The sequence below is a fragment of the Nonomuraea sp. NPDC048882 genome (assembly GCF_040649755.1).
GTDB lineage: Bacteria > Actinomycetota > Actinomycetes > Streptosporangiales > Streptosporangiaceae > Nonomuraea > Nonomuraea maheshkhaliensis.
The window spans coordinates 396,779-421,879 of record NZ_JBEZGB010000010.1 but is presented as its reverse complement, the minus strand read 5'-3'; the positions used below and the strand labels follow the sequence as shown (position 1 = coordinate 421,879).

General features: G+C 71.4%; 22 protein-coding genes. 3 read left to right on the top strand and 19 right to left on the bottom strand.

The features are described from left to right. Positions 1 to 43: 43 nt before the first annotated feature. From AB0C27_RS33955 to gltB, 3 genes are all read right to left on the bottom strand, one after another. Positions 44 to 625, bottom strand: coding sequence for a helix-turn-helix domain-containing protein (locus tag AB0C27_RS33955; RefSeq protein ID WP_357852438.1), 582 nt, complete (start codon positions 623 to 625; stop codon positions 44 to 46). Between the two features lie 101 nt (positions 626 to 726). Then, on the bottom strand, positions 727 to 2,205 hold the full coding sequence (locus tag AB0C27_RS33950) for a glutamate synthase subunit beta (RefSeq protein WP_357852435.1): 1,479 nt from the start codon (positions 2,203 to 2,205) through the stop codon (positions 727 to 729). Between the two features lie 78 nt (positions 2,206 to 2,283). Further along, a complete protein-coding gene (gene gltB / locus AB0C27_RS33945; protein ID WP_357852433.1) occupies positions 2,284 to 6,789 on the bottom strand; it encodes a glutamate synthase large subunit in 4,506 nt (1,501 codons plus the stop codon). Positions 6,790 to 7,046: 257 nt separating this feature from the next. Here gltB and AB0C27_RS33940 point away from each other — a divergent pair, with 257 nt between their 5' ends. Continuing rightward, a complete protein-coding gene (locus tag AB0C27_RS33940) occupies positions 7,047 to 8,639 on the top strand; it encodes a bis-aminopropyl spermidine synthase family protein (protein ID WP_357852430.1) in 1,593 nt (530 codons plus the stop codon). 395 nt (positions 8,640 to 9,034) lie between these two features. Here the strand turns inward: AB0C27_RS33940 and AB0C27_RS33935 are convergent, their stop codons facing one another. The 16 genes from AB0C27_RS33935 to AB0C27_RS33860 all read right to left on the bottom strand — a co-directional run bounded on the left by AB0C27_RS33935 (position 9,035) and on the right by AB0C27_RS33860 (position 23,710). Beyond that, positions 9,035 to 10,018 carry a hypothetical protein gene (locus AB0C27_RS33935; RefSeq protein ID WP_357852427.1) on the bottom strand — a complete coding sequence of 328 codons (984 nt, stop codon included), beginning with the start codon at positions 10,016 to 10,018 and terminating at the stop codon, positions 9,035 to 9,037. Continuing rightward, a complete protein-coding gene (locus AB0C27_RS33930; protein ID WP_357852425.1) occupies positions 10,018 to 11,241 on the bottom strand; it encodes a hypothetical protein in 1,224 nt (407 codons plus the stop codon). The genes AB0C27_RS33935 and AB0C27_RS33930 overlap by 1 nt, the downstream gene beginning before the upstream one ends. Before the next feature lie 1,211 nt (positions 11,242 to 12,452). After that, the gene (locus tag AB0C27_RS33925; protein WP_357852421.1) at positions 12,453 to 13,100 is read right to left on the bottom strand and encodes a hypothetical protein; all 648 of its coding nucleotides are present in this window, start codon (positions 13,098 to 13,100) and stop codon (positions 12,453 to 12,455) included. A gap of 267 nt (positions 13,101 to 13,367) precedes the next feature. Beyond that, the gene (locus AB0C27_RS33920; RefSeq protein WP_357852418.1) at positions 13,368 to 14,072 is read right to left on the bottom strand and encodes a VIT1/CCC1 transporter family protein; all 705 of its coding nucleotides are present in this window, start codon (positions 14,070 to 14,072) and stop codon (positions 13,368 to 13,370) included. Next, a complete protein-coding gene (gene lgt / locus AB0C27_RS33915) occupies positions 14,069 to 15,415 on the bottom strand; it encodes a prolipoprotein diacylglyceryl transferase (RefSeq protein WP_357852415.1) in 1,347 nt (448 codons plus the stop codon). The genes AB0C27_RS33920 and lgt overlap by 4 nt, the downstream gene beginning before the upstream one ends. Positions 15,416 to 15,441: 26 nt before the next feature. Then, positions 15,442 to 16,206 carry a thioredoxin domain-containing protein gene (locus AB0C27_RS33910; protein WP_357852413.1) on the bottom strand — a complete coding sequence of 255 codons (765 nt, stop codon included), beginning with the start codon at positions 16,204 to 16,206 and terminating at the stop codon, positions 15,442 to 15,444. Further along, positions 16,203 to 16,682, bottom strand: a complete 480-nt coding sequence (locus AB0C27_RS33905) for a DoxX family protein (RefSeq protein ID WP_357852410.1) — start codon at positions 16,680 to 16,682, stop codon at positions 16,203 to 16,205. The genes AB0C27_RS33910 and AB0C27_RS33905 overlap by 4 nt, the downstream gene beginning before the upstream one ends. Positions 16,683 to 17,187: 505 nt before the next feature. After that, positions 17,188 to 17,982, bottom strand: coding sequence for a tryptophan synthase subunit alpha (gene trpA, locus AB0C27_RS33900; protein WP_357852407.1), 795 nt, complete (start codon positions 17,980 to 17,982; stop codon positions 17,188 to 17,190). 176 nt (positions 17,983 to 18,158) lie between these two features. Then, positions 18,159 to 19,364, bottom strand: a complete 1,206-nt coding sequence (gene trpB / locus AB0C27_RS33895; RefSeq protein ID WP_357852505.1) for a tryptophan synthase subunit beta — start codon at positions 19,362 to 19,364, stop codon at positions 18,159 to 18,161. Between the two features lie 38 nt (positions 19,365 to 19,402). Further along, positions 19,403 to 20,242, bottom strand: a complete 840-nt coding sequence (gene trpC, locus AB0C27_RS33890) for an indole-3-glycerol phosphate synthase TrpC (protein ID WP_357852405.1) — start codon at positions 20,240 to 20,242, stop codon at positions 19,403 to 19,405. Positions 20,243 to 20,364: 122 nt separating this feature from the next. Beyond that, positions 20,365 to 20,796: a DUF2752 domain-containing protein gene (locus AB0C27_RS33885; protein ID WP_357852402.1), complete on the bottom strand. Its 432-nt coding sequence runs from the start codon at positions 20,794 to 20,796 to the stop codon at positions 20,365 to 20,367. 46 nt (positions 20,797 to 20,842) lie between these two features. Then, a complete protein-coding gene (locus tag AB0C27_RS33880) occupies positions 20,843 to 21,400 on the bottom strand; it encodes a CD225/dispanin family protein (protein ID WP_357852399.1) in 558 nt (185 codons plus the stop codon). A 165-nt stretch (positions 21,401 to 21,565) separates the two neighbouring features. Beyond that, a complete protein-coding gene (locus AB0C27_RS33875; RefSeq protein ID WP_357852397.1) occupies positions 21,566 to 22,183 on the bottom strand; it encodes a DUF4190 domain-containing protein in 618 nt (205 codons plus the stop codon). Between the two features lie 110 nt (positions 22,184 to 22,293). Next, positions 22,294 to 22,935 (bottom strand): Trp biosynthesis-associated membrane protein, encoded by a 642-nt coding sequence (locus tag AB0C27_RS33870; RefSeq protein WP_357852394.1) that lies wholly within the window; start codon positions 22,933 to 22,935, stop codon positions 22,294 to 22,296. 9 nt (positions 22,936 to 22,944) lie between these two features. Next, complete coding sequence (gene hisI / locus AB0C27_RS33865; RefSeq protein WP_357852391.1) at positions 22,945 to 23,304, bottom strand: phosphoribosyl-AMP cyclohydrolase; 360 nt, start codon at positions 23,302 to 23,304, stop codon at positions 22,945 to 22,947. 55 nt (positions 23,305 to 23,359) lie between these two features. Beyond that, the gene (locus AB0C27_RS33860) at positions 23,360 to 23,710 is read right to left on the bottom strand and encodes an STAS domain-containing protein (RefSeq protein ID WP_357852388.1); all 351 of its coding nucleotides are present in this window, start codon (positions 23,708 to 23,710) and stop codon (positions 23,360 to 23,362) included. 118 nt (positions 23,711 to 23,828) lie between these two features. Between AB0C27_RS33860 and AB0C27_RS33855 the strand changes: the two genes are divergently transcribed. Together AB0C27_RS33855 and AB0C27_RS33850 are read left to right on the top strand one after the other, a co-directional pair. After that, positions 23,829 to 24,686 carry an MEDS domain-containing protein gene (locus AB0C27_RS33855; RefSeq protein WP_357852385.1) on the top strand — a complete coding sequence of 286 codons (858 nt, stop codon included), beginning with the start codon at positions 23,829 to 23,831 and terminating at the stop codon, positions 24,684 to 24,686. A gap of 4 nt (positions 24,687 to 24,690) precedes the next feature. Next, positions 24,691 to 25,068 carry an ATP-binding protein gene (locus AB0C27_RS33850; RefSeq protein WP_346111757.1) on the top strand — a complete coding sequence of 126 codons (378 nt, stop codon included), beginning with the start codon at positions 24,691 to 24,693 and terminating at the stop codon, positions 25,066 to 25,068. Positions 25,069 to 25,101: the final 33 nt, after the last annotated feature.

The following is a 25,101-nucleotide window of genomic DNA, read 5'->3' as shown; positions in this document are numbered from 1 at the left end:
GTGCCACCCCGGTCGCCGCTTCCGTTTGCCGAAATTTCAGCGGTCAGAGCCCGTTTTCGAGCAGGGTCAGCGCCTCCTCGAGCAGCTCTTCCACCGATCCGCCCGACTCGGCCGCCTCCTGGACGGCCGAGATCGTGGCGCCGAACGTCCCGATGACGAGCATCCTGGCGTGCAGCTTGCCCGACACTCCCGGCCGGTCCCTGACGGCCTCGAACACGTTCTCCATGATCTTCGTCTCGTCGGCCGCCCTGGCCTTGGCGGCCAGCTCGGGATGGCGCCGGCGCAGCTCTCCGAACAGCTGCGCGTCCGCCCAGATCGGGCCGACGCGGGCCGCGAGGATCCGCGCCACCGCCTTCAGCGACTCGAACGCGGGCTCGTCGCCGGGACGGGCGCCGAGCAGTTCGGTGAACTCCTCAGGGCGCCACAGGGGCTCCATGACGAGCGCTTCTTCCTTGGTGGAGAAGTAGTTGAAGAACGTGCGCGGCGAGATGTCGGCCGCCGCGCTGATCGCCTCCACGGTCGCGGCTTCGAGACCTTCGTCGAGCGCGATCTTGACGGCGGCCGTCCTGATGGCCTGCCGCTTCTCGGCCCGGCGCCGGTCGCGCCGCTCCTGTGGAGTCTCCATGCTTTGCACTCTACGCACCTTTTGCACACTCTGCAACCTTTGCACGGTGTGCAAAGAAAAGGACGGCCCGGCCGAAGCCGGGCCGTCCAGAGCGGCAGATGTCAGACCAGCGGACGCGCCGTCGGCAGGATCGGGTACGGCAGCGCCGTGTCCCCGGTCAGGAACCGGTCCACGCCGGAGGCGGCGGCACGCCCCTCGGCGATGGCCCAGACGATGAGCGACTGCCCGCGTCCCATGTCACCGGCCACGAAGACGCCGTCCACCTTGGACATGTACGTCTTGTCGCGGGCCACGTTCCCCCTGGCGTCGTAGAAGCCGTCACCGGCGACCTCGGCCAGGTCCTGCAGCAGCGCGCCCTTCTCCGGGCCGAGGAAGCCCATCGACAGGGTGACGAGCTCGGCGGGGATCTCCCGCTCGCTGCCGGGGATCGGCTTGAAGCCGGCCTGCGGCCCCTCGACCTCGACCAGCCGCAGCGCGCGCACGTTGCCGTCCGCGTCGCCGACGAACTCGGTGGTGGAGACCGCGTAGACCCGCTCTCCCCCGCCGTCGGCCAGCTCCTCGTGGGCGCTCTCCATCTTGAACAGCATCGGGTAGGTCGGCCACGGCTGGTTGGCGGGCCGCTCCGCCGGCGGCCGCGGCATGATCTCCAGCTGGGTGACGGACGTGGCGCCCTGCCTGATCGCCGTGCCGATGCAGTCGGCGCCGGTGTCGCCGCCGCCGATCACCACCACGTGCTTGCCCTCGGCCGAGACGGGCGGGGTGGCGTAGTCGCCCTCCTGCACCTTGTTCGACAGCGGCAGGTATTCCATCGCCTGGTAGACGCCCTTGAGCTCGCGCCCGGTGACCGGCAGGTCGCGCCACTGGGTGGCCCCGCCGGACAGCACCACCGCGTCGAACTGCTCGCGCAGCTCGGCGGCGGTGATGTCGACGCCGACGTTCACGCCGGTGCGGAACTCGGTGCCCTCGGCCCGCATCTGCTCAAGCCGGCGCTCGATGTGCCGCTTCTCCATCTTGAACTCGGGGATGCCGTAGCGCAGCAGGCCGCCGGCGCGGTCGGCCCGTTCGAACACGACGACGTCATGCCCGGCCCTGGTGAGCTGCTGGGCGGCGGCCAGGCCCGCGGGGCCCGAGCCGACGACCGCGACCCGCTTGCCGGTCCTGACCGCCGGGGGCTGCGGGGTGACCCAGCCCTCGGCGAACGCCCGGTCGATGATCTCGACCTCGACCCGCTTGATCGCCACCGGGTCGGAGTTGATGCCGAGCACGCACGCCGCCTCGCACGGAGCCGGGCAGAGCCGGCCGGTGAACTCGGGAAAGTTGTTCGTGGCGTGCAGCCGCTCGATCGCCTCGCGCCAGTCGGTGCGGTAGACGAGGTCGTTCCACTCGGGGATGAGGTTGCCCAGCGGGCAGCCGTTGTGGCAGAACGGGATGCCGCAGTCCATGCAGCGGGCCGCCTGCTTGGTCAGCTTCTCCGGGGAGAAGTCCTGGTAGACCTCGCGCCAGTCGCTGATGCGGACGTCCACGGGGCGGCGTGCCGGCAGCTCCCGGTCGTGCGTGAGAAAACCCTTCGGGTCAGCCATTCGGTACGCCTCCCTTGTCGTGAACGTGCGTGTGCAGGATGGGCCCGCCGCGGTGACGGCGGGCCTCGGAACGGCGGGTCATGACCGCACCGCGGCCGCCATGACGGCCTCGTCGACGTCCCTGCCCTCGATGCGGGCGGCCTCGGCGGCCTCCATCACCCTCTTGTAGTCGCTCGGCATGATCTTGCCGAACCGGGCCAGGGCCGCGTCCCAGTCGGCCAGCAGCTGCTTGGCGACCGGCGAGCCGGTCTCCGCGAAGTGCTTCTCGACCGTCTCCTTGAGGAACTCGGCGTCCTCCTCGGTGAGCGCCTCGATGGCGACCATCTCGCGGTTGACCCGCTCGGGCCGCACGTCCAGCAGGTACGCGATGCCGCCCGACATGCCGGCCGCGAAGTTGCGCCCGGTCGGGCCGAGCACGACGGCCTTGCCGCCGGTCATGTACTCGCAGCCGTGGTCGCCGACGCCCTCGACGACGGCCGTGGCGCCGGAGTTGCGCACGCAGAACCGCTCGCCCACGACGCCGCGGACGAACACCTCGCCGGACGTGGCCCCGTACAGGGCGACGTTGCCCGCGATGATGTGACCGTCGAGCGGGGCCTCGTCGTGCGGCCGGACGGTGATCCGCCCGCCGGACAGGCCCTTGCCGAGGTAGTCGTTGGCGTCGCCGGTCAGCCGCAGCGTGATCCCGCGCGGTAGGAACGCGCCGAACGAGTTGCCCGCCGAGCCGGTGAAGGAGATGTCGATCGTGTTGTCGGGCAGGCCCTTGCCGCCGTAGCGCTTGGTCACCTGGTAGCCGAGCATCGTGCCGACCGTGCGGTTGACGTTGCGGATGGGCAGCTCGAGCGTGACCGGGGTGCCTTCCTGGATGGCGCCCTCGGCGAGCTGGATGAGCGTGTTGTCCAGCGCGTGCTGGAGCCCGTGGTCCTGCTCGACGAGCCGGCGCAGCGCGGTGCCCGCGGGCAGCTCGGGCCGGTGCAGGATCGGCGACAGGTCGAGGCCGCTGGCCTTCCAGTGGTCCTCGGCCGCCGTCATGTCGAGCATCTCGACGTGCCCGATCGCCTCGTCGAGCGAGCGGAAGCCCAGCTCGGCGAGGTATTCGCGGATCTCCTCGGCGATGAACTCGAAGAAGTTGACCACGAACTCGGGCTTGCCGGTGAAGCGCTTGCGCAGCTCGGGGTTCTGCGTGGCCACGCCCACCGGGCAGGTGTCGAGGTGGCAGACCCGCATCATCACGCAGCCGGAGACGACCAGCGGAGCGGTGGCGAAGCCGTACTCCTCGGCGCCGAGCAGCGCGGCGATGACGACGTCGCGGCCGGTCTTGAGCTGGCCGTCCACCTGCACCACGATGCGGTCGCGCAGGTCGTTGAGCAGCAGCGTCTGCTGGGTCTCGGCCAGGCCGAGCTCCCACGGGGCGCCCGCGTGCTTGAGGCTGGTGAGCGGGGACGCGCCGGTGCCGCCGTCGTGACCGGAGATGAGCACCACGTCGGCGTGCGCCTTAGACACACCGGCCGCGACCGTTCCGACGCCGACCTCGGCGACCAGCTTCACGTGGACCCTGGCCTCCGGGTTGGAGTTCTTCAGGTCGTGGATGAGCTGGGCCAGGTCCTCGATGGAGTAGATGTCATGGTGCGGCGGCGGCGAGATGAGGCCGACGCCGGGCGTGGAGTGGCGGGTCTTGGCGATCCACGGGTAGACCTTGTGGCCTGGCAGCTGGCCGCCCTCGCCGGGCTTGGCGCCCTGGGCCATCTTGATCTGCAGGTCGGCGGCGTTCACCAGGTATTCGGAGGTGACGCCGAAGCGGCCGGAGGCCACCTGCTTGATCGCGCTGCGCCGGGCCGGGTCGTACAGCCGCTCGGGGTCCTCGCCGCCCTCGCCGGTGTTGGACTTGCCGCCGAGCCGGTTCATCGCGATGGCGAGCGTCTCGTGCGCCTCCATCGAGATGGACCCGTACGACATCGCGCCGGTCGAGAAGCGCTTGACGATCTCCGAGACCGGCTCGACCTCCTCGATCGGGATCGGGTTGCCCCCGCGCAGCTTGAACAGGCCACGCAGGGTCATCAGCCGCTCCGCCTGGGAGTCCACGAGGTTCGTGTACTCCTTGAAGATCTCGTAGCGGCGGGTCCTGGTGGCGTGCTGCAGCTTGAAGACGGTCTCGGGGTTGAACAGGTGCGGCTCGCCCTCGCGCCGCCACTGGTACTCGCCGCCCACCTGGAGCCTGCGGTGGGCGTTCTCCACCCGCGGGTAGGCGTGGGCGTGGCGCTGCGCGACCTCGGTGGCCAGCACGTCGAAGCCGACGCCGCCCAGGCGGGAGGTGGTGCCGGTGAAGCAGGCGTCGATGACCTCCTGGCTCAGGCCGAGCGCCTCGAAGATCTGCGCGCCGGTGTAGGAGGCCACCGTGGACACGCCCATCTTGGACATGACCTTGATGACGCCCTTGCCGTACGCCTTGATCAGGTTGCGCACGGCCTTGCGCTTGTCCATTTGCAGGGCGCCGGTGTCGACCAGGTCCTCGATGGTCTCGATCGCGAGGTAGGGGTTGATCGCGGCGGCGCCGTAGCCGATCAGCAGCGCCATGTGGTGGCACTCGCGGGCCTCGCCGGTCTCGATGACCAGGCCGATCTTGGTGCGGGTCTTCTCCTGGATCAGGTGGTGGTGCACCGCGCCGGTCAGCAGCAGCGACGGGATCGGCGCGAGCGTGTCGGAGGAGCCGCGGTCGGACAGCACGACTATGCGCGCTCCGTCCGCGATGGCCTGGGACGCCTCGGCGCGGATCTCCGCCAGGCGGCGCAGCAGCGCCTCGCCGCCGCCGGCGACCTCGTACAGGCCGCTGATGACGTACGGATGGAAGCCGGGCAGGTCGTGCTCGTCGTTGATGTGGATGATCTTCGCGAGTTCGTCGTTGTCGATCACCGGGTACGGCAGCACGAGCTGGCGGCAGGAGGTCGGCCCCGGGTCCAGCAGGTTGCCCTCGGGCCCGAGGGTGCTGGCCAGCGAGGTGACCAGCTCTTCCCTGATGGCGTCCAGCGGCGGGTTGGTGACCTGCGCGAACAGCTGGGTGAAGTAGTCGAACAGAAGCCGCGGCTTCTCGCTCAGCACGGCCACCGGCGTGTCGGTACCCATGGAGCCGATCGGCTCCTGGCCCGCCTTCGCCATCGGCGACAGGATGATGCGCAGCTCTTCCTCGGTGTAGCCGAAGGTCTGCTGCCTCTTGACGAGCGCCTCGTGGGTGGGGATCTCGCGCTGGCGGGCCGGCAGCTCCTCGAAGCGGACGAGCCCGGCGTGCAGCCAGTCGGCGTACGGCAGCTCGGCCGCCAGCTCCGCCTTGATCTCGTCGTCCTCGATGATCTTGCCGCGGGCGGTGTCGATGAGGAACATGCGGCCCGGCTGCAGGCGGCCCTTGCGGACCACGTCCTCGGGCCTGAAGTCGAGCACGCCGGCCTCGGAGGCCAGCACGACCAGGCCGTCGGCGGTCACCCAGAAGCGCCCGGGGCGCAGGCCGTTGCGGTCGAGCACGGCGCCGGCCAGGGTGCCGTCGGTGAACGTGATCGAGGCCGGCCCGTCCCACGCCTCCATGAGCGTGGAGTGGAACTCGTAGAACGCCCGCCGCGCCGGGTCCATCTCGGTGTGGTTCTCCCACGCCTCGGGGATCATCATCAGCACGGCGTGGGGCAGGCTGCGCCCGCCGATGTGCAGCAGCTCCAGCGCCTCGTCGAAGCTGGCGGTGTCGCTGCCGTCGGGGTCGCAGATGGGGAAAAGTCGGGAAATGTCGCCCGGGATGCGGGCCGAGACCAGCATCGCCTCGCGGGCGCGCATCCAGTTGCGGTTGCCCTTGACCGTGTTGATCTCGCCGTTGTGGGCGATGTAGCGGTAGGGGTGGGCCAGCGGCCAGCTGGGGAAGGTGTTGGTGGAGAAGCGCGAGTGCACCAGTGCGATGGCGCTCTCGTACCGTTCGTCGCTCAGGTCGGGGAAGAACGGCTCGACCTGGTCGGGCGTGAGCATGCCCTTGTAGACGACGGTCCTGGCCGACAGCGAGGGGAAGTAGACGTCGGCCTCGTGCTCGGCCCGCTTGCGCAGGCAGAACGCGAGCCGGTCGAGTTCGAGCCCCTCCTGCCCGTCGGGGGAGGAGACGAACAGCTGGGCGAAGTGCGGCATGACGGCCCGGGCGCTCGGCCCCGGCAGGTCACGGTCGACCGGCAGCTCACGCCAGCCGAGCACGGTGAGGCCCTCTTCGGCCGCGATCTCCTCGATGAGGCGCGTGGCCACGCCCCTGGCCTGCTCGTCGAACGGCAGGAACGCGATGCCGGTCGCGTACGACCCGGCGGCGGGCAGCGCGAAGGGCACGCTCGCGCGGTAGAACGTGTCGGGGATCTGCGTCAGGATCCCGGCTCCGTCGCCGGTGTCCGGCTCGCTACCCTTGGCCCCCCGATGATCAAGATTGCACAGCGCCGTCAGCGCCTTCACCACGATCCCGTGTCCACGGCGTCCCGCGACGTCGGCAACCATGGCGACACCGCAGGCATCGTGCTCATTGGCGGGGTGGTACAGGCCCTGGGGCTCGGGGAACCCGAGGTGGGCAGCAGGCATTGAATCCCTCCCGTCGTCTTCGTCTGTCTGAACTGCGCTACAGGCGGGGACGACGTTGGCCCTGCTGCATATCGTGGATAGAGGTTACCCCACCCTGCCGGAATGGTGCCCGCCGCGTCCGTATTGCGAACATTCGCACCGCTCCGGCATCCGAACGCTCTATCCCAAACCTCCAGCATGGGGCCCGAAATTCCCCGTCCAGGCCGCGGATTCGCGTCACGGCGATCGAGTGCCCCCGGCCCCGATAGGGTTCACCCATGGAGCGTGACGGGGTCGAACGGCTACTCACCGCAGCAGGGGCCGACAGCAGGCGGCTGAGGCACGCCCTGGCCCTGCTCTGCGAGGGCCACTGGTGGACCCTCGCCGAGCTGGTCAGGCAGAGCGCCACGTCGAGGCGCACGGTCGAGTCGCTGCTGCGCGAGGTCGTCCTGGAACGCGACGGCGAACGCTTCCGCGTCCCGCTCGTCGACACCCCCGCCTACCAGGACCTGCTCGCCGTGGCCGCGCCTCCGGAAGACCCGGTCGCCCACCTGCTGCCCCACTACGCCCACGTGCTAGACCGGCTGACCGCCCTCGTGGCCAAGGCCCCGCGCGCCCGCCACGTGCTCGACCACGTCTCGGCCACGCCGGAGACCGTGCTGCGCCGGGCGCTGCTGGTCGGCACCCGCTTCTGGCTGCCCGGGGCCCGCCTGCTGTGCGTGGGCGACCACGACCTGACCTCGCTGGCCGTCAAGCTCGTCCATCCCGAGACCGACGTGACGGTGGTCGACGTCGACGAGCGCGTCCTGGCCTACATCGACGAGCAGCGCCTGGGCGTCCGCACCCGCTGGGCCGACCTGCGCCTCGGCCTGCCCGCCTCGGCCAGGGACCACGACCTGGCGCTCACCGACCCGCCGTACACGCCCGAGGGGGTCGGGCTGTTCGTGGCGCGGGCGGTGGAGGGGCTGAAGGACGAGGGGCGGGTGCTGCTGGCGTACGGGGCGAGCGAGCGCACGCCGATGCTGGCCTTCAAGGTGCAGCAGGAGCTGTCGGAGCTCAACCTCGTCTACGAGGCCATCTATCCCGACTTCAACCGCTATTTCGGGGCAGAAGCGATCGGCTCGGCCGCCGACCTCTACCTCCTGCGCCCCACCACCAAGACCCGCCCCGCCGTCCAGTCCCGCCTCACCCGCCACCCCACCGCCATCTACACCCACGGCCCCCAGTCGATCGAAAGCAGCTCCTCGGCCGGCCAGAAAGCCGCCGCCCCGGGGGCGGAGGGTTCACCGGTCACCGGGCCCGCCACCGAGGACGCGCTGGCGGGCTTCGAGGCTGACCTCCTGGTGGGCGACTGGCCCAAAGGCCTCCCGCAGCCGCGGGTCCGGCTCTCGACCTGGCTGGCCAAGCCGTACGCCGCCGCACCGCAGCGGGTCGCCGTGGCGGTGCCGCCCGGCCTGGAGGCCGCACTCCCCCGCCTCCTCCTGGCCACCCGCGGCACCCACGTCCGCCTCGTCGGCACCTCCCTCCCACCCCTGCCCAAGGCCCTGTCGCCCGTGTACGAGGTGAGCGAAGCAGGCGAGAACATCCTGGACGCCGTACGCCTGCCGCAACCGGAAGGGGATGCGGACACGGTCCTGCGCCGCATCCTCGACCACGGCCACGCCAAACTGGCCAACACCTGGCGCGAGGCCCTCATCGCGGTGGCCGCCGCACAGGGATCGTCCCTGACGAAGAACGAGGCCCGCGCCCTGATCCGCGAGGCCGCCGACTGGTCAGACGACCTGACCCCCCTCGACGCCCCAATCCACCGCCTCTCATCCCTGCACGAGGCGGTCACCAGAACAGTCACAGCCCTGACCACGACCACGTGACCACGACGTTCGACCCCGCTACGACGACCTGCCACGCGAACGGATTGGCCGACATGGCCCGGTTCGGGTGGCCGCGACCATTCTTCAGCGTGAGCACCGTCGTGAGCCGACCATCGTCGGCGCGGGCACCATCGTGAGCCGCCAATCGTCAGTGATACACGGCCGACCTCCGGCAACGGCCGCGAATCCTTATCAGCGGAGCGATTCTGCAGGCGGGACTCGTCATTAGCGGAGCCAGGCATCAAAGCAACTGACAATCAAACGTCGGCGAAGGCAGGACCCAGGTGGCGGTCAGCATCGCCAGCCACAGCACCGGCCAAGCGACAGGCGGCCACAACTGCGGCCAGCACCAGCACCGCCAAGTCTGCGCAGCGCCGCGAGTACCCCGGCGGCTGTCAGGTGGCGGCGACGACGCGACCCTGGACTGCTCGGCCGAGGCCGTCCAGGGCTATGAGGGCGGCGACGAGATCCTGCCCGGGTTGTGGGAGTTGCGCAGTCGGCCCAGGATCCGAAGGTTGTGTGGACTCCGCGGGTTGCCCCGGTCGGCCGGTGCCCGCGAGGCCGCCCAGTTGCTCGGTGCCCGCCGATCGCCCCCGGCCGACATCTGATGGCTGGCCGGTGTCCGTGGGCTTCCTAGGCCGACCCACTTCCGTGGGCTGCTCAGGTCGGCCCATTTCCGCGGACTGCCCTGATTGGCCTGCTTCCGTGGACTGCGTACGTTGCCCTGGTTGGTCCGTGCCCGAGGGGCGGCCTTCCCGGCCCGTTTCTGTGGGCTGGGCCGGCTGGCCGGACTCGTCACGTTGGTCGGACTGGATGGGCTCGTTCAGCTGGCCGAATGGTTCGGAACCGGCCGGCGTCTGGCCCGGTTGCGCGGGCTGGGTGGTGCCGGTCCAGCTCACCGTCACGTAATGGCCCATCGCACGGACCTGGGCCAGGCTGCCGACGGGCTCGAACGCGACGTCCTGCCGTACGAACCCGTCCTTGCGCAGGGCGGACACCAGGGCGTCGGCCGCGCGCCCGTCCGCGAGGTTGAAGATGACGAACTGACCCGCCATGGAGCCGCCCGCGTACGTGGCCTGGAGCGCCTGTGTGCATTCGGTGGCTGAGGTGCCCCAGAGGAGTTCGTCGCAGTCGGTGAACTGGCGGGTGGACACCTGCCCCATGCCCGCCAGGCTCCGGGTGGACGGCGGGAACACCTCCTCGGTCGTCAGCGGCGTGGCGTCGCGCCGGCGGGTGTCGACGGCCGCGTAGAAGGCGGAGGTGAGTTCGGCGTGGAGGGTGGTGGGACGCGGGTCGTCCCCGCGCAGCCACAGCCAGCCCGCCACGGCGGCCCCCACCAGGACGGCGGCCACTCCGGGGATGACGATCCGGCGGGACATCAGGAGGACGTCCCCGTGATCGCGACGACGCGGCGGTAGACGGCCTTCTCCGCCCCGCGCAGAGCCAGGGTGAGGGAGACGAAGTCGTCCTTGGCGGTGGGTTCGGTGCCGTCCAGCCGGCCGAGCCACACCAGCCCGACGTAATGGCCGAGCGCGTAGCCGCCCGCCTCCGAGTAGCCGCCAGGCGGGAAGGCCACCTTGGCGGAGGTCAGCGGGCTGGCCCAGCCGCCGCGATAGAGGGTCTTCAGAGCCTCGACCAGTTCTGAGGCCGACTTGCCGTCCTTGAGGTTGAGCAGCGTGTACTGGCCGACGTAACGGCCGTCGGAGCTGGCGTACAGGCCGCGGGCGACCTGGGTGCAGCCGGCGTTCGCCGTCAGCTCGTGCAGGCGCTCGCCCCAGAGGGCCGTGGCGCAGTCGGCGTCGAGTTGCTTGGCGACGAGCTTGAGCTTGAGCTTCTTCGACACGGCCAGCGTCTTCTGGCTGAACACCTCCTTCTCCGTGAGCGCCTTCGGGTCCTTGGCCCGCTCGGTGACGGGGTCGAACAGCTTGGGCGAGTTCCAGCCGTGGAACACCTGCGGGACGGCCGCGTCGGGGCCGAGCACGGAGGCGGTGACCTGCCGTTCCGGGCGGTAGGTGCCCAGGGACCTGACGACTGTCACGAAGGCTCCGGCGGCGACCAGCACTCCGGCGACCGTGGCGATGATGACGAACAGTCGCTGCTGTTCCGGGCGGAAACCCATGTCGGTGAGTATGGGGAACTGCCAGTCGGAGCGTGGGGTCCTGCGCCGCTTGTGGTAGGCGGGCTCCCGTCGCCCGGATCCGTCGTCGTCACCCGCGCCACCGCCGGCGACCGTCAGCCCTTCGGCGTCGAACTCACCGGTCGCAGGCCCGCCGGCCCCCGCCTTCCGCCGCCCGGACTCAGCTTTCCGCCGCCCGAGCGTCGTTTCCGCACCACCAGAGTCCGCTTCCGGCCAGAACGCCGACTCGCGGCCGCTGTCCTCACCGCTCAGCCAGCCGGACGCCGTCTCCTCGTCACCGGTCTCGCCTCTCCGCCCTCCGGACGCCGCCTTCCGCCCGCGCCCGAACCGCCGTCTGCCGTCCGACTCCGATGCCTGTCGCGCACCGCCGTCCCCGGCACCAGCACCGTCCCCGCCGCCGGCACCGCCAGCACGGCCCGCGCCATCGACCGACCAGCCGCCGTCAGCCGTTCCGGCCATGAACATGGCGCCACTGTCCGGACCCGCCGACCTGCCATCGCCCGGCCGTCGGCCACCGTTCGCATCCGCCGGTCGGCCACCGTCCGCATGGGTGCCCCGGCCACGACCCGACCGCCGACCACCAGACCTATCCGCCGAACGGTCACTGTCGGCCGGCCGACCATGACCCGCGTTCGCGCCTCGGTCGCCGTCTTCCTGTCGGCCATCAACCGACCACGCATCATCCGCCGAACGGCCACCGTCCGCACTCGCGCCCCGGCCCCGGCCACGACCCCACCTGCGGCCACCACTCGCACCCGCTGACCCGCCATCGGCCGTATCCGCCGACCAGCCATCATCTGCCGGTCGGCCGCCGTCCGCGTTCGTGCCCCGGCCGTCGGAGCCCGAGCGGCCGCCTGCCATCAGTCCGCCGCCGGGCGCGTCCGTCGACCAGCCGTCGTTCGACAACAGGCCGTCGCCTGTGCTGGACGCCTGCCAGTTGCCGTTCACCGGCTCCTCGGCTCGGCCGCCATGGGAACGGGCGGCTCTGCGGCTGCCGCGTCCGCCCTCCGAGCGGCGGTCTTCCGGCTCGGCCGCCTGCGGGCCGCCGCCGGTGGCGTGCCAGCCGCGGCCGTCGGTGCCTGTCAGTGGTTGGCCGCCGTCCGCGCCCCTACCCTCGGCACCGCCCGCCGGCCAGCCACCGCCGTCGGTATGCGCGCCAGAACGGCCACGGCCCCGGCCGAAGTCGCCACCGTCCGAACGACGGCTCCGACCACCCGCACCCGCTCCGGACCGACCATCAGCAGCCGCCGACCAGCCACCGCCATCCGTCCCAGCAGCCTGCCAGCTTCCGCTGCCCGTTCCCGCAGCCCGCCAGCCCCGGCCATCGGTCCCGGCAGCCTGCCGGCCCCCATCGTCGGTCCCGGTTGTGTGCCAGCCGCCGCCGTCAGTCCCGGCTACCCGCCGACCACCACCATCGGTCCCGGCAGCCTGCCAGCCGCCACCGTCCGTCCCGGTGGCATGCCGGCCGCCGCCATCGGTCCCGGCAGCCCGCCGACCACCAGCGTCCGTCCCGGCGGCCTGCCAACCTCTGCCATCTGTCCCTGCCGCCGACCTACCGCCGTCCGTCCCATGACCGCGCCGCCCAGCCTCGGGGCCGGTACCGTGCCGACCACCGTCCGCACCGGCACGGGATCGGCCGCCGTCAGCACCGGCACCGGACTGACCGCCGTCGGTGCCTACACCGCGTCGCCGACCCTCCGGAGCGGCACCATGGCGGCCGCCGTCCGCACGGGTGCCGTCGCCCGCCGGCCAGCCGCCGCCGTCGGTATGCGCGCCAGAACGGCCACGACCCCGGCCGGAACCGCCGCCGTCCGAACGACGGCTTCGACCACCCGCGCCCACTCCGGACCGACCATCACCAGCCGCCGGCCAGCCACCGCCGTCCGTCCCCGCTGCACCAGCGGCCGGCCAACCGCCAGCGTCTGTCCCGGCGGCCCGCCAACCGGCACCATCCGTCCCGGCGGCCGAGCGACCACCACCGTCAGTCCCGGCAGTCCGCCAGCCGCCACCGTCCGTCCCGGCGGCCCGCCAACCGACACCATCCGTCCCGGCGGCCGAGCGACCACCACCATCGGTCCCGGCAGCCCTCCGGCCACCACCATCCGTCCCAGCTGCTGACCAGCCGCCGCCGTCGGTCCCGGTGGCGTGCCAGCTGCCGCCATCCGTCGCAGGACCGGGCCGACCGCCTTCGCTACCCGCGCCGCGTCGGCCACCGTCCGTGCCGGTACCGCGCCGACCGCTCTCGGCGCTGGCACCGCGTCGGCCGCCGTCAGGAGTTCCGCCGCGCCGTCCACCGTCAGAGGTCCCGCCGCGTCGGCCACCATCAGGGCTCCCGCCGGGTCGGCCGCTGTCAGGGGTCCCGCCGGGTCGGCCGGCATCCGTGTCGATGCTGTGGCGGCCGTCCGGAGCCGGCGCGCCAGGCCAGCGCGTGTCCGGGGAGGTGCCGTGGCGGTTGCCGGGGTCGGGGTCCGCGGCGGGCCAACCTGTGCTGTCTGTGGCCGGGGTCGAGCGGTTGTCTCTGGTGCGGCCCGTTCCGTCGTTGCCGCCTGAACGGCCGCCCTTGGAGCCGGACGGTGATCTTTTACGGGCCATCACAGCCCCGCCGCCCCGACGAGGTTTCCGACGGTGAAGGTGACCACCGCCGCGACCGCACCCACCAGTAGCTGGCGTAGCCCGGAATACCACCAGCTGCGTGCCGTCACCACCGAGACGATCGCCCCGGCCGCGAACAGCGCCACGCCGGACAATCCGGCCGACCAGAGCAGGTCGTGCGCCCCGAGCAGGTACGGCAGCAGCGGCAACAGCGCCCCCACCCCGAACGACAGGAACGACGACACCGCCGCCACCACCGGCGACGGCAGATCGCCCGGCGCGACCCCGAGCTCGTTGCGCGCGTGCACCTCCAGCGCCTGATCGGGATGGAGCGAGATCTGCCTGGCCACCTCGGCGGCCAGGTCGGGCGTCACGCCCCGGTCCACGAACGTCTGCGCCAGCTCCGCCCGCTCGTCGTCGGGATGGCTGGCCAGCTCGCGCCGCTCGACGGCGATCTCGGCCTGGGCCAGCTCGCGCTGGCTGGCCACCGAGACGTATTCGCCGCCCGCCATGGACAGCGCCCCGGCGGCCAGGCCGGCGGCCCCGCCGAGGGCGATGATCCTGGTGTTGGCGGTGCCGGCCGCGACGCCTGCGATGAGCGCGAAGTTCGACACCAGGCCGTCCATCGCGCCGAACACCGATGGCCGTAGCCAGCCTCCGGTGACGTCGCGATGTCGGTGGTGGGCCTCCGCGCGACCGCTCATCGGGAGTTCTTCTCCTTCGTCGCGGGTTCAGGCTCGGGAGATTCGGCGGTGGAAGGCTCTCCTGGGTCGTTGTCCGTCGCCTTGGTGCCCGTGTCGGTGTCGGCAGCACCGGCCTCCGCCGCCGCCGAACCCGTCTCGGTGGAGCCGGTCGTGGTGGGTTCAGGGGCCGCCGGTGCGTCGTCGGTGGCATCCGCGGTGTTGTCCTGGGAGCTCTCCGTACGCGCCGACTCCGGCATGTCCGCAGGCTCTTCGGCGGCGGCCGTGTCCGGCTGCTGGTCCCCGGCCTCTGGCTGGTCGGAGGCCGCAGGGTCCTGCGCCGAGGGCCCCGTGGACGGCTCCGTGGACGGCTCCGTGGACGGCTCCGTCGTCGTTTCCGGATCCGGAGTCTCGCCGGCCGTGGGGGCGTCGCCTGGAGGGGCGTCGGTCTTGGAGGACTCGCCCGTGCCGGGGTCGGCCTGGCCTGCCGAGTGCTCCGGGTCGGCGTCGGCCTGCGCGCCGGGCTCGTCCGACGACGGTGGCGAGACGATCTCCACGCCCGTCTTGTTGCGGGTGGCGAAGAAGTAGACCAGGGCGAGCACGAACAGCACGATCGAGGTCCACTGATTGATCCGCAGCCCGAGGAAGAGCACCGCGTGGTCGACGCCGCCGACCGGGTCGATGCGCAGCCCTTCGATCCAGAAGCGGCCGAGCGTGTAACCGGCGACGTAGAGGGCGAACAGCCGCCCGTGGCGCAGCGTCAGGGCGCGGCCCGCGAAGATGAGGGCGAAGCCGAGCGCGAGGTCCCACAGCGACTCGTACAGGAAGGTCGGGTGGTAGAGGACGCCGGGCTCGCCGCCGTGCTCGACGTCGATCTCCAGCCCCCACGGCAGCGTGGTCGGCGAGCCGTAGAGCTCCTGGTTGAACCAGTTGCCCCAGCGGCCGATGGCCTGCGCGAAGGCGATGCCGGGCGCGACCGTGTCGGCGACCGCGCCCATGGAGATGCCGCGCTTGCGCACGGCCAGCCAGACACCGAAGGCGCCGAGCGCGATCGCGCCCCAGATGCCGAGGCCGCCCTCCCAGATGAACAGCGCCTGGATGGGCTCCTTGATCGCGCGCGGGCCGAAGTAGGTCTGCCAGTCGGTGATGACGTGGTAGAGCCTGCCGCCGATCAGGCCGAAGATGACCGCGGGGACCGCGATGTCGATGATCGTCCCTTGCTGGCCGCCGCGGGCGCGCCAGCGCCGCTCGCTCAGCCAGACGGCGACGATGACGCCGAGCACGATGCATAGCGCATAAGCCCGGATCGGGATGATTCCGAGATACCAGACCCCCTGGGAAGGGCTGGGAATCGAGGCAAGGGGCATGTCAGGTGAGGGTAGCGGAAGCGAGGCTACTTGGCCGCCTTCGTAATCTCATCGCGAAGTTGCGACGGGCTGAACAGTACCGGATTGTCTATCTCTGTACCGTTCAATTTCACTGTCGGCGTGTGGTCGAGCTTCTGCGCCTCGCTGACCTTCTTGCTGTACGCGAGCTGCGCGTCGGCGTTCTTGTTCGAGGTCACGCAGGCGTCGAAGCCGGGATCGGTGACGCCGGCGTCCTTGCCCCACTGCTTGAGCTGGTCGGCCGTGAAGCCCACCTCACTCTCGGGGGGCTGGTTCTGGTAGAGCAGGTCGTGGAAGGCCATCCACTGCTTGCCGTCCGCGATGCACCTGGCCGCGCTGCCCGCCCGTACGGAGTTGGACTTGGTCGGCTCCTGCGAGAAGATCGTGATCGGGTGGAAGACCACCTTGGCCTTGCCCTCGGCCGCGAGGTTCTTGAACGTCGGGCCGCTGACCCGCTCCAGCTCCTTGCAGGCCGGGCACTGGAAGTCCTCGTAGATGTCCACCACGGGCTTCGTGACGCCCGCGTTGGCCATCACGACGCTGCCGTCGGGCTGCACGGTGATCGGCGCGAGCGCCGCGCCGGCCTCCTCGGAGCGGGAGATGCTGGCGGCGTACCACGCGCCGAGCCCGACGGCGGCCACCGCGACCACGCTCGCGGTCGTGTAGGCCACCACCTTGCGGCGCCTCTCCTTCGCCCGCGCCTCCGCCTGCTGCGCCTTGATCTTCTCGCGCGCCGACTGCGACTTCGTCTTGGTACGGTCGCCCTTGCTCATCGCTGGTCCCCCTCGTCGTCATCACCTGTGTCACCCTCGATGCCGAGGGCACCGTCGAGCGCGAAGCGCCCCGGCGGGAAGCGCACCGTCCAGGCGCCGAGCAGGACGAGGCCGAAGTCGCGCAGGATGTCGAGCAGGTAGGTCGGCTCCTGGCCCACCCCCAGCTGCCCGCCGCCGCCGAAGCAGCCGCAGTCGATCCGCAGGCCGTTGGCCCACGCCCAGGCGATCCCGAACACGAACGCGAACATGAGCAGCCCGGCGATCACCGCGGCCACCCTGGTGAGCAGCCCGACGATCAGCAGCACGCCGACCACGATCTCCAGGATCGGCAGGGCGTATCCCACCGCGACGGCGACCGGCTCAGGCAGCAACTGATAGGCCTTGACCGCCACGACGGAGTCGGCCGGGTTGCCGATCTTGAGCGCGCCCGCCGCGATCAGCACCCCGCCCAGCACGAGCCGGGCAACGGTTGTCACCCAGGGTATCGCCGTTGTCGCCCTCGGCAACGGTAGAGACGCGGCCACGTGTGTTCTCCTCTGGATCTGCGCGGAAGTCGCGCACAGTACCGGGATCTCCATCTGACCACGCCGCAGATAAGCATCAGCTAAGCGCGTTCCCCCTGGCCGACCTGGGAGAGTCGCCGCTTTTCACGACAAACGACACGGAGAATCGCCACGCCGCACACGGACCCAGGTCACACGGTGAACATGCTCCCCAAGCGCGCCGGCGTCTCCGCGCACGGCACCCGGGCCGCGCCCTCAGCGGGCCGCGCCCTCAGCGAGCGGGGCACTCAGCGAGCGGGGCCCTGGCTGATGGCCGTCCGGTCCCGGCGGCGCGCCACCGAAAGCGCGGCTCCGGTGGGCGCCCAAGCGGTGGCGGTACGTACGTGAGCGCCGGCGCACGCGGCCCCGCACTCAGGCGGCCGACCGGCGTTCGCTCAGCCGCGTACGCCCCACGTTCAGGCGTCCGACCGGCGTTCGCTCAGCGGCGTACGCCTCGCGCCATGTCCCTGGCCAGCGTGGCGATGGACTCCCGGCCGGCCGCCTCGTCGGGCGCGTCGAGGATGCGCCGGATGAACGCCGACCCGACGATGACCCCGTCGGCGTAGGCCGCCACCTCGGCCGCCTGCGCGCCGGTGCCGACGCCGAGCCCGACGCACACCGGCAGGTCGGTGTGGGCCTTGGTCCGCTCGACCAGCCCTTCGGCGGCGACGTTGACGCTCTCCCTGGCGCCCGTGACGCCCATGAGCGAGGCCGCGTACACGAAGCCGGTGCAGCAGTCGACGACGGCCTTGATGCGCTGCTCGGTGGAGCTGGGCGCGACCAGGAAGACCGTGTCGATGCCGGCCGCCGCGGAGGCGGCGCGCCACGGCTCGGACTCCTCGGGCGTCAGGTCGGGCGTGATCGTGCCGACGCCGCCCGCGTTGGCCAGGTCGCGCGCGAACCGGTCGGCGCCGTACTTGTCGATCGGGTTCCAGTACGTCATGACGAGCGTGGCGGCGCCGGTCGCGGCGACGCCCTCCACCGTGCGCATCACGTCGGCGATGCGCGTGCCGTTGGTCAGCGACCTGTGCACGGCGTCCTGGATCGTCGGCCCGTCCATGAGCGGGTCGGAGTAGGGCAGGCCGATCTCGATGACGTCGCAGCCGGCTTCCACCAGAGCCGCGGCGGCGGCGATGCCACCGTCCTTGGAGGGGAAGCCGGCGGGCAGGTAGCCGACGAGCGCGGCCCGGTTGTCCGCCTTGGCCTTGGCGAAAACCGTCTGAAGAGTCGTCATGTCTATCCGTTTCGAAGGTCGAGTCTCACCATGATGCCCTGCCGCGCGCCCGCCCCAGAATCCCCCGCGCCGGTCGGGCGCCGATGTGTCACGGCGGCTTCCCGGCCGCCACGAAGCCGCCACCAAGCCGCCGGGCCGCAGAACCGTCGAGCCGCGGTGTCACAGGGCCGCAGGTGTCAGAGGTTGAAGTACTTCATCGCCGTGCCCATGTCCTTGTCGCCGCGCCCGGACAGGTTGACCAGGATGGTGGCCGAGGGGCCGAGCTCGCGGCCCAGCTCCAGCGCGCCGGCCAGCGCGTGGGAGGACTCGATGGCGGGGATGATGCCCTCGGTCCTGGCCAGCAGCGAGAACGCGGCCATGGCCTGGTCGTCGGTGACGCCGTGGTAGGTGGCGCGGCCGGTGTCCTTCAGCCAGGCGTGCTCGGGGCCGACGCCCGGGTAGTCGAGCCCGGCGGAGATGGAGTGGGACTCGATGGTCTGGCCCTCGTCGTCCTGGAGCACGTAGGTGCGCGAGCCGTGCAGCACGCCGACCGAGCCGGCGGTGAGGGTGAGCGCGTGCTCACCGCTCTCCAGGCCGTGGCCGGCGGCTTCGTAGCCGTGCAGCGCGACGTCCTGGTCGTCGAGGAAGGCGTGGAAGACGCCGATCGCGTTGCTGCCGCCGCCGACCGCCGCGCACACCGCGTCGGGCAGCGCGCCGGTCAGCTCCAGCATCTGGCGGCGGGCCTCGACGCCGATGATGCGCGCGAAGTCGCGCACGATCTCGGGGAACGGGTGGGGCCCGGCGACGGTGCCGAACAGGTAGTGGGTGGTGTCGACGTTGGTCACCCAGTCGCGGAAGGCCTCGTTGATGGCGTCCTTCAGCGTCTGGGAGCCGTTGGTCACCGGCACCACGGTCGCGCCGAGCAGCTTCATCCTGGCCACGTTGAGCGCCTGGCGCTCGCAGTCGACCGCGCCCATGTAGATGACGCACTCCAGCCCGAGCAGGGCCGCGGCGGTGGCGGTGGCCACGCCGTGCTGGCCGGCGCCGGTCTCGGCGATCACGCGCTTCTTGCCCAGCCGCTTGGTCAACAGGGCCTGGCCGAGCACGTTGTTGATCTTGTGGGCGCCGGTGTGGGTGAGGTCCTCGCGCTTGAGCACGATCCTGGCGCCGCCGGCCTGCTCGCTGAAGCGCCGCACGTCGGTCAGCGTGGTGGGCCGGCCCGCGTAGGTGCGCAGCAGGTGGTCGAACTCGCGCAGGAACTCCGCGTCGTTCTTGGCCTTCTCGTAGACGGCGGCGACCTCGTCGAGCGCCGGGATGAGCGCCTCGGGCACGTAGCGGCCCCCGAAGATGCCGAACTTGCCGTGCACGTCGGGGTCGTCGCCACGCGCGCCGTTGCCGGCCAGGTCGGCGGCGGTCAGGATGGTGCCTTCGTTTGCCACTGCTATCCCTCTGCTGAGTGGTCGGGGCGCGTCGACGGGTGGGCGCCGGCGGTCACCAGCGCCTCCACTGCCTTGCGCGGGTCCTTTCCGGTGACCAGGCTCTCCCCCACCAGCACGGCATCGGCGCCGCCACGGGCGTAGGCGAGCAGGTCGTGCGGCCCGCGCACCCCCGACTCGGCGATCTTGATCACATTATCGGGGATCTTCGGCGCCAGCTTCGTGAAGACATCGCGGTCGACCTCGAGTGTCTTCAGATTGCGCGCGTTGACGCCGATGACCCGGGCGCCGGCGGCGACCGCCCGATCGAGCTCGTCCTCGGTGTGCACCTCGACCAGCGGGGTGAGCCCGATCGACTCGGCCCGCTCGATCAGCGACACCAGCGCCTCCTGCTCCAGGCACACGACCATGAGCAGAGCCAGGTCGGCGCCGTGGGCACGGGCCTCCCAGAGCTGGTAGGAGGTGAGGATGAAGTCTTTGCGCAGGATCGGGATGTCGACGCGGGCGCGGACCGCGGCCAGGTCTTCGAGGCTGCCGCCGAACTTGCGCCGCTCGGTCAGCACGCTGATGACGTGGGCGCCGCCCGCTTCGTAGTCGGCCGCCAGCGCCGCCGGGTCGGCGATCGCGGCGAGCGCGCCCTTCGACGGGCTGGAGCGCTTGACCTCGGCGATCACCGAGATCCTGTCGCCCCCGAGCGCGGCCATGGCGTCTCTGGGCGCGTGCGCCCGCTCGGCTCGCTGCTTGAGCTCGTCAATGGAGACGTCCCGCTGACGTGCGGCGAGGTCGGCGCGCACCCCGTCGAGGATGTCGTCGAGGACGCTTGGCCCTTCCGTCCGCTCACTCACGCGCTTGAGGTCCCTCCGGTCGGCTGCTGGGGGCGGCGGAGAGTTCGCGTCGCGTCCGCTCTCTCGCCTTTATCCTGCGATGGTATCGGCCCGCGTGGGGTCACCTCGCCACCGGCACCCGGTCAGGGAGCGAGGAACGCCCCGAAGGGCAGATTACGGACGACCCAGTAGACCATGACCACTCCGATGAACACCCACAGCCACGCCGGATGCGCCAGCGTCGTGCGTCGCGGCCGCCCCTGCCACGACCGCAGGACCCACCGTCCCCACCAGAACAGCAGGAACGGGATCATCGCCATGGCGAGCGGGTTGAGCCCGAGCGCGGCGACCGGGTCGAGGTGGGCCAGGGCGTGCATGGTGCGCAGCGTGCCGCACCCCGGGCAGTAGAGCTTGGTGATCGCCAGGAACGGGCAGGTCGGGTAGTGACCGGGCTCGTTGGGATCCACCAGGCCGACCACGGCGAACGCCACGCCGGCGGCGGCCGCAACACCGAGCGGCGGCAGCAGGGCCTTGAGGCGTCTCGTGCCGTGCCGCTCGGTTGTTGCGAAGCTCATGCTCTCAGTATCCGCCTTCCGGTACGTGCTCGTCGTCTCACGCGGCCTAGTACGACGAGTACGAGGACATGCTGGCGGCGAAGATCACGAAGAACAGCACGTACGCGATGATCAGCAGGCCGGAGCCGATGGCGCCGACGATCAGGCTGCGCTTCCACCACGTCTTGGCCTCTTCGGAGGCCTGCTGGGCGCCCGCGTAGTCGCCGATCTGCCACTTCTGGTTCACCTGCGACGACTTGACGATCGACACGACGCCGAGCGGGAGGCAGCAGAAGAGGGTGGTGAGGATGGCGGGGACGAGGTGGTTGTCCGGCGGGTTGCCGCCGGGGCCGCCGGGGCCGCCGCCGTAACCGCCTCCGTAGCCACCGGGAGGCTGCTGGCCGTAACCGCCACCGCTCGGAGGCTGCTGCCCGTAGCCACCGCCGTAGCCGCCACCACTGGGGGGCTGCTGGCCGTAGCCACCGCCACTCGGAGGCTGCTGGCCGTAACCGCCACCGCTGGGGGGCTGCTGGCCGTAACCGCCGCCACTCGGAGGCTGCTGACCGTAACCGCCACCGGGCGGCTGAGCGCCGTATCCGCCGTCGCCCTGGTTACCGTAACTCATGCTAATGACCCCTCATGTCGTCATCTTTGAGTCTGAGTTGCGCGCGGCAGCCTAGCGAGAAACCATCTACTACGTGGACTAACGTCCATCTTGCGGACAATTCGTAATCGGACCGCAAGCGGGTCGTCACGGTCCGGCTACGCGCGGCACATGTCGCCGCCGGTTTCAGTAGTCGTACGAGGACGACGTGGCGGCGGCGCTCAGGCCCATCAGGGACAGCAGCATGCCGCCGAAGATGAGCCAGCACAACACCCAGATGACAACCGTGATGTACGAAGTGACCAGACCGCCCACGGCCATGCCCGAGCCTTCCTCGCCCGTGCGCTTGATCCGGTTGAGCGCGATGTGGCCGAGGATCACGCCGGGGATGCTGGTCAGGCCGCAGAAGATCAGGCCGATGATGCCCAGGACGAGCGAGGCCACCGCCATGCCGTTGGTGGAGCGGGGCGGCGCGTAGTAACCCGGCTGCCCGTAGCCCTGCTGGCCATACCCTTGCTGCCCGTAACCGCCGTAGCTGGGCGGCTGCTGACCGTAGCCCCCGCTGGGAGGCAGCTGACCGTAGCCGAGCTGCTGCGGATGGCTGGCCGGCTGCTGCCCGTAACCGCCGCCGTAGCCACCGGGAGGCTGCTGCCCGTAACCGCCGCTGCTCGGCGGCTGCTGGCCGTAACCGCCGCTCTGGGGCTGCTGGCCGTAGCCTCCCCCCGTCGACGGCTGCTGGCCGTAGCCTCCCCCCGGAGGCTGGGCCCCGTAGCCGCCGTTTTCACCCTGATCCCCGTAGCTCATGAGCCGGCTCCTCAAATGTCCGTGGCGAGTTGCAACGGCAGCTTATTGAGGAAACGTCCGCCTGGCGGACAAGGCTTCAGAACAATGGTGGATCCGCCAGGGCCGGGTGCTCAGCGGGGATCGGTCGGGTCGTCGCCGCGGTCGAGGGCGTCCCAGAGCGCTCTGTCGTCGGCGACCTGCGCCTCCGCGCCGGCGGGCGGGCTCTTCTCCCGGTCGTAGCGGGCCGACATGCCGGCCCACGCGCCCGCGCGCACGACCGCGACCGCTCCCCCGGCGATCATCAGTACGGCCCCCGCGCCGGACACGACGGGCCACCAGGCCACCGGCTCCCAGGGCAGGTCGGTAACGCCGTGCAGCACGTTGCGTTCGCGCAGCCAGCCGGTGACGCCGGCGTCGTCGAGCGCCGTCCACGTCCCGGCCGCGGCGGCCACGCCGCAGAGGGCGAGCAGCACGCCGACGACGCGGCGGCCGAGCCCCTTGGCGGCCAGCACGGCCACCACCCCGGCCAGCCCGGCCAGCGCGGCGGGGGTCAGCACCGGGCCGAGGTCACCGCCGGTGGGCGCGACCGCCCCGGCGCCGCCGAGCACCCGCACCCAGGTCTGCCCGGCGGCGAAGAGCACCAGGAGGCAGCCGAGCGCGGTCGCCACGACCCAGCCCCACAGCTCGCCACGCCCGGAGGCCCGGCCCGATCCGGCCGCCCGATCGGCCGCCGTATGAGCCCCGTCCGGCCCTTCTGCCCTGTCAGCCCCCATGCCGTCCGCCTAGCTCAGCACGATGTCGAGCCGGTCGGCGTCGAAGCAGGTGCGCTCGCCCGTGTGGCAGGCCGCGCCCTCCTGGTCGACCTTGACGAGCAGGGTGTCGCCGTCACAGTCGAGCGCCACCGACTTGACGTGCTGGACGTGGCCGGAGGTGTCGCCCTTGACCCAGAACTCGGCGCGGCTGCGCGACCAGTAGGTGGCCCGGCCGGTGGTGAGCGTGCGGTGCAGGGCCTCGTCGTTCATCCAGGCCAGCATGAGCACCTCACCGGTGTCGTACTGCTGGGCGATGGCGGGGATCAGGCCGTCGGGGTTGCGCTTGAGCCGGGCGGCGATCTTGGGGTCGAGCGACATGCTGCCATTCAACCAGCCCAGGGTCGTGCCCCCGCCACCGCTGTGCCGCGCAGGCCTCCCCCGGATCTCAGGCCAGGGCCTGGGAGAGCGTGTCGTAAATGGGGAACAACGGCGCCAGATTGGTGCGCCGCAGCCGCCGCAGCACCAGCCCGTCGGGGACCACCAGGGCCATGGTCCCGTCGCGGTCGCGCAGCGCGGCCAGCTGCCGCACCAGCACGCCGAGCCCGGTGGTGTCGATGAACGTCAGCCCACTCAGATCGACCACCAGCCGGGGGCCGTGCGCGCGGACGGCCTCGTCGAGGCACCGGCGCACCCGGGAGACGTTGTCGACGTCGAGCTCACCCGCCAGGCTGACCACCACGAGCTCCCCGTGTTGATGTCGTGACATCTCCAGCACATCCACGCCCATGCTCCTCATGTCCCCTCCCACGGGTGGCCCCGCCGAAAAGGTACACCGGTCTGGGGTGCGTCACAGTGGGTTTTACAGAGAATGCGCTACGTGATGGCGTGGACCGGAGTAATTTCGGAGCCGACGCGTGCTAGGGGAGGACACGATCGTGGTGCACGTCGCGGGCTCCGTCCTCGATCCCGACCTGGGTGATCACGTCTGCCTGCCGTTCGAGGGCGAGCGGGAGCGGATGACGGCCACGCAGGCGTTCACGATGAACGGCCTGCGCCGCCGGACCAAGGTGGTGCTCATCACGCACGCCGACAGCCCCGAGCGGACGCGCGCGTGGCTGGCGCCGCTGGTGCCGGGGTTCGCCGACGCCGAGCACGCCGGGCGGATCGAGATCGTGGCGTGCGCCGACACCTACTTCACCGGCGGCTCGCTCGATCTCGAACGGGTGCACGCGAAGCTGGCCGGCGCCCACGACCGGGCCCGCGAGCACGGGCAGCACGGCGTGTACGCGCTGATCGACGCCTCCTGGGGCGTGGGCGACGCGCGCGGGCAGGCGACGTTCGAGGCGGCGACCAACGAGCTGTTCGGGGAGCGGTGGCTGGCCGCCGTGTGCCAGTACGACCGCCGGCTCTTCCCCCGCGACGCTCTCGACCGGGCCGCCTCGGTGCATCCGATCTCCCCCGAGCAGGCGCTGCTGCGCTTCGCCAACACCTGCTCGCCGCCGGGGCTGCGGGTGTGGGGGGACGTCGACCTGACCAACCGGCCGGCGTTCGCCTCGCTGCTGGCGCGGCTGGAGCACGAACCGGGCGAGGTCGTGGTCGACGCCACCGGGCTCGACTTCATCGACGCCGGCTCGGCGCAGCTGCTCACCGTCACGGCCCTGGCCAGGCCGCTCGGCAGCACCTCCGTGGTGTGCGGGGCGTCGGTGGCCCGGGTGCTCAAGCTGATCAGGGCCGACGAGGTCATCGCCGTGCGCCGGGTCGGCGATGTGTAGACAGGTGTACTGCACGAGCTTCGCACGGGGACGGATCACGTTCCTGCGCAGGGCGGTCGCCGAGCACGCCGGGCGCGCGGGGCTGAGCGGCAGGGGGCTGGAGGACTTCGTGCTGGCCGTCAACGAGATCGTCACGAACGCGGTCGTGCACGGGGGCGGGCACGGGCGGCTGCGGCTGTGGACGCGGGGCGAGCGGCTGTGGTGCGAGATCAGCGACGAGGGGCCGGGGCTGCCGGCGGGGTGGATGGGCGACATGCGCCCGCCCGCGGGGTTCGACTCCTGCGGGCGGGGGTTGTGGCTGACGAGCATGTTGTGCGAGCACATCACGATCGTGTCGGGTCCTGCGGGCACGAGCGTCACCTTCGCCGCCATGCGCGCCTGAGCCTCAGGAGCGGCGGCGCTCAGAGCGGGCAGG

Bases quoted from the DNA above. Each gene is read 5' to 3' on its own strand.
- AB0C27_RS33955 (WP_357852438.1), bottom strand. From the start codon at position 625: ATGGAGACTCCACAGGAGCGGCGCGACCGGCGCCGGGCCGAGAAGCGG.
- AB0C27_RS33950 (WP_357852435.1), bottom strand. From the start codon at position 2,205: ATGGCTGACCCGAAGGGTTTTCTCACGCACGACCGGGAGCTGCCGGCA.
- gltB (WP_357852433.1), bottom strand. From the start codon at position 6,789: ATGCCTGCTGCCCACCTCGGGTTCCCCGAGCCCCAGGGCCTGTACCAC.
- AB0C27_RS33940 (WP_357852430.1), top strand. From the start codon at position 7,047: ATGGAGCGTGACGGGGTCGAACGGCTACTCACCGCAGCAGGGGCCGAC.
- AB0C27_RS33935 (WP_357852427.1), bottom strand. From the start codon at position 10,018: ATGTCCCGCCGGATCGTCATCCCCGGAGTGGCCGCCGTCCTGGTGGGG.
- AB0C27_RS33930 (WP_357852425.1), bottom strand. From the start codon at position 11,241: ATGTTCATGGCCGGAACGGCTGACGGCGGCTGGTCGGTCGATGGCGCG.
- AB0C27_RS33925 (WP_357852421.1), bottom strand. From the start codon at position 13,100: ATGGTGGCCGACGCGGCGGGACCTCTGACGGTGGACGGCGCGGCGGAA.
- AB0C27_RS33920 (WP_357852418.1), bottom strand. From the start codon at position 14,072: ATGAGCGGTCGCGCGGAGGCCCACCACCGACATCGCGACGTCACCGGA.
- lgt (WP_357852415.1), bottom strand. From the start codon at position 15,415: ATGCCCCTTGCCTCGATTCCCAGCCCTTCCCAGGGGGTCTGGTATCTC.
- AB0C27_RS33910 (WP_357852413.1), bottom strand. From the start codon at position 16,206: ATGAGCAAGGGCGACCGTACCAAGACGAAGTCGCAGTCGGCGCGCGAG.
- trpA (WP_357852407.1), bottom strand. From the start codon at position 17,982: ATGACGACTCTTCAGACGGTTTTCGCCAAGGCCAAGGCGGACAACCGG.
- AB0C27_RS33885 (WP_357852402.1), bottom strand. From the start codon at position 20,796: ATGAGCTTCGCAACAACCGAGCGGCACGGCACGAGACGCCTCAAGGCC.
- AB0C27_RS33880 (WP_357852399.1), bottom strand. From the start codon at position 21,400: ATGAGTTACGGTAACCAGGGCGACGGCGGATACGGCGCTCAGCCGCCC.
- AB0C27_RS33875 (WP_357852397.1), bottom strand. From the start codon at position 22,183: ATGAGCTACGGGGATCAGGGTGAAAACGGCGGCTACGGGGCCCAGCCT.
- AB0C27_RS33870 (WP_357852394.1), bottom strand. From the start codon at position 22,935: ATGGGGGCTGACAGGGCAGAAGGGCCGGACGGGGCTCATACGGCGGCC.
- AB0C27_RS33860 (WP_357852388.1), bottom strand. From the start codon at position 23,710: ATGAGGAGCATGGGCGTGGATGTGCTGGAGATGTCACGACATCAACAC.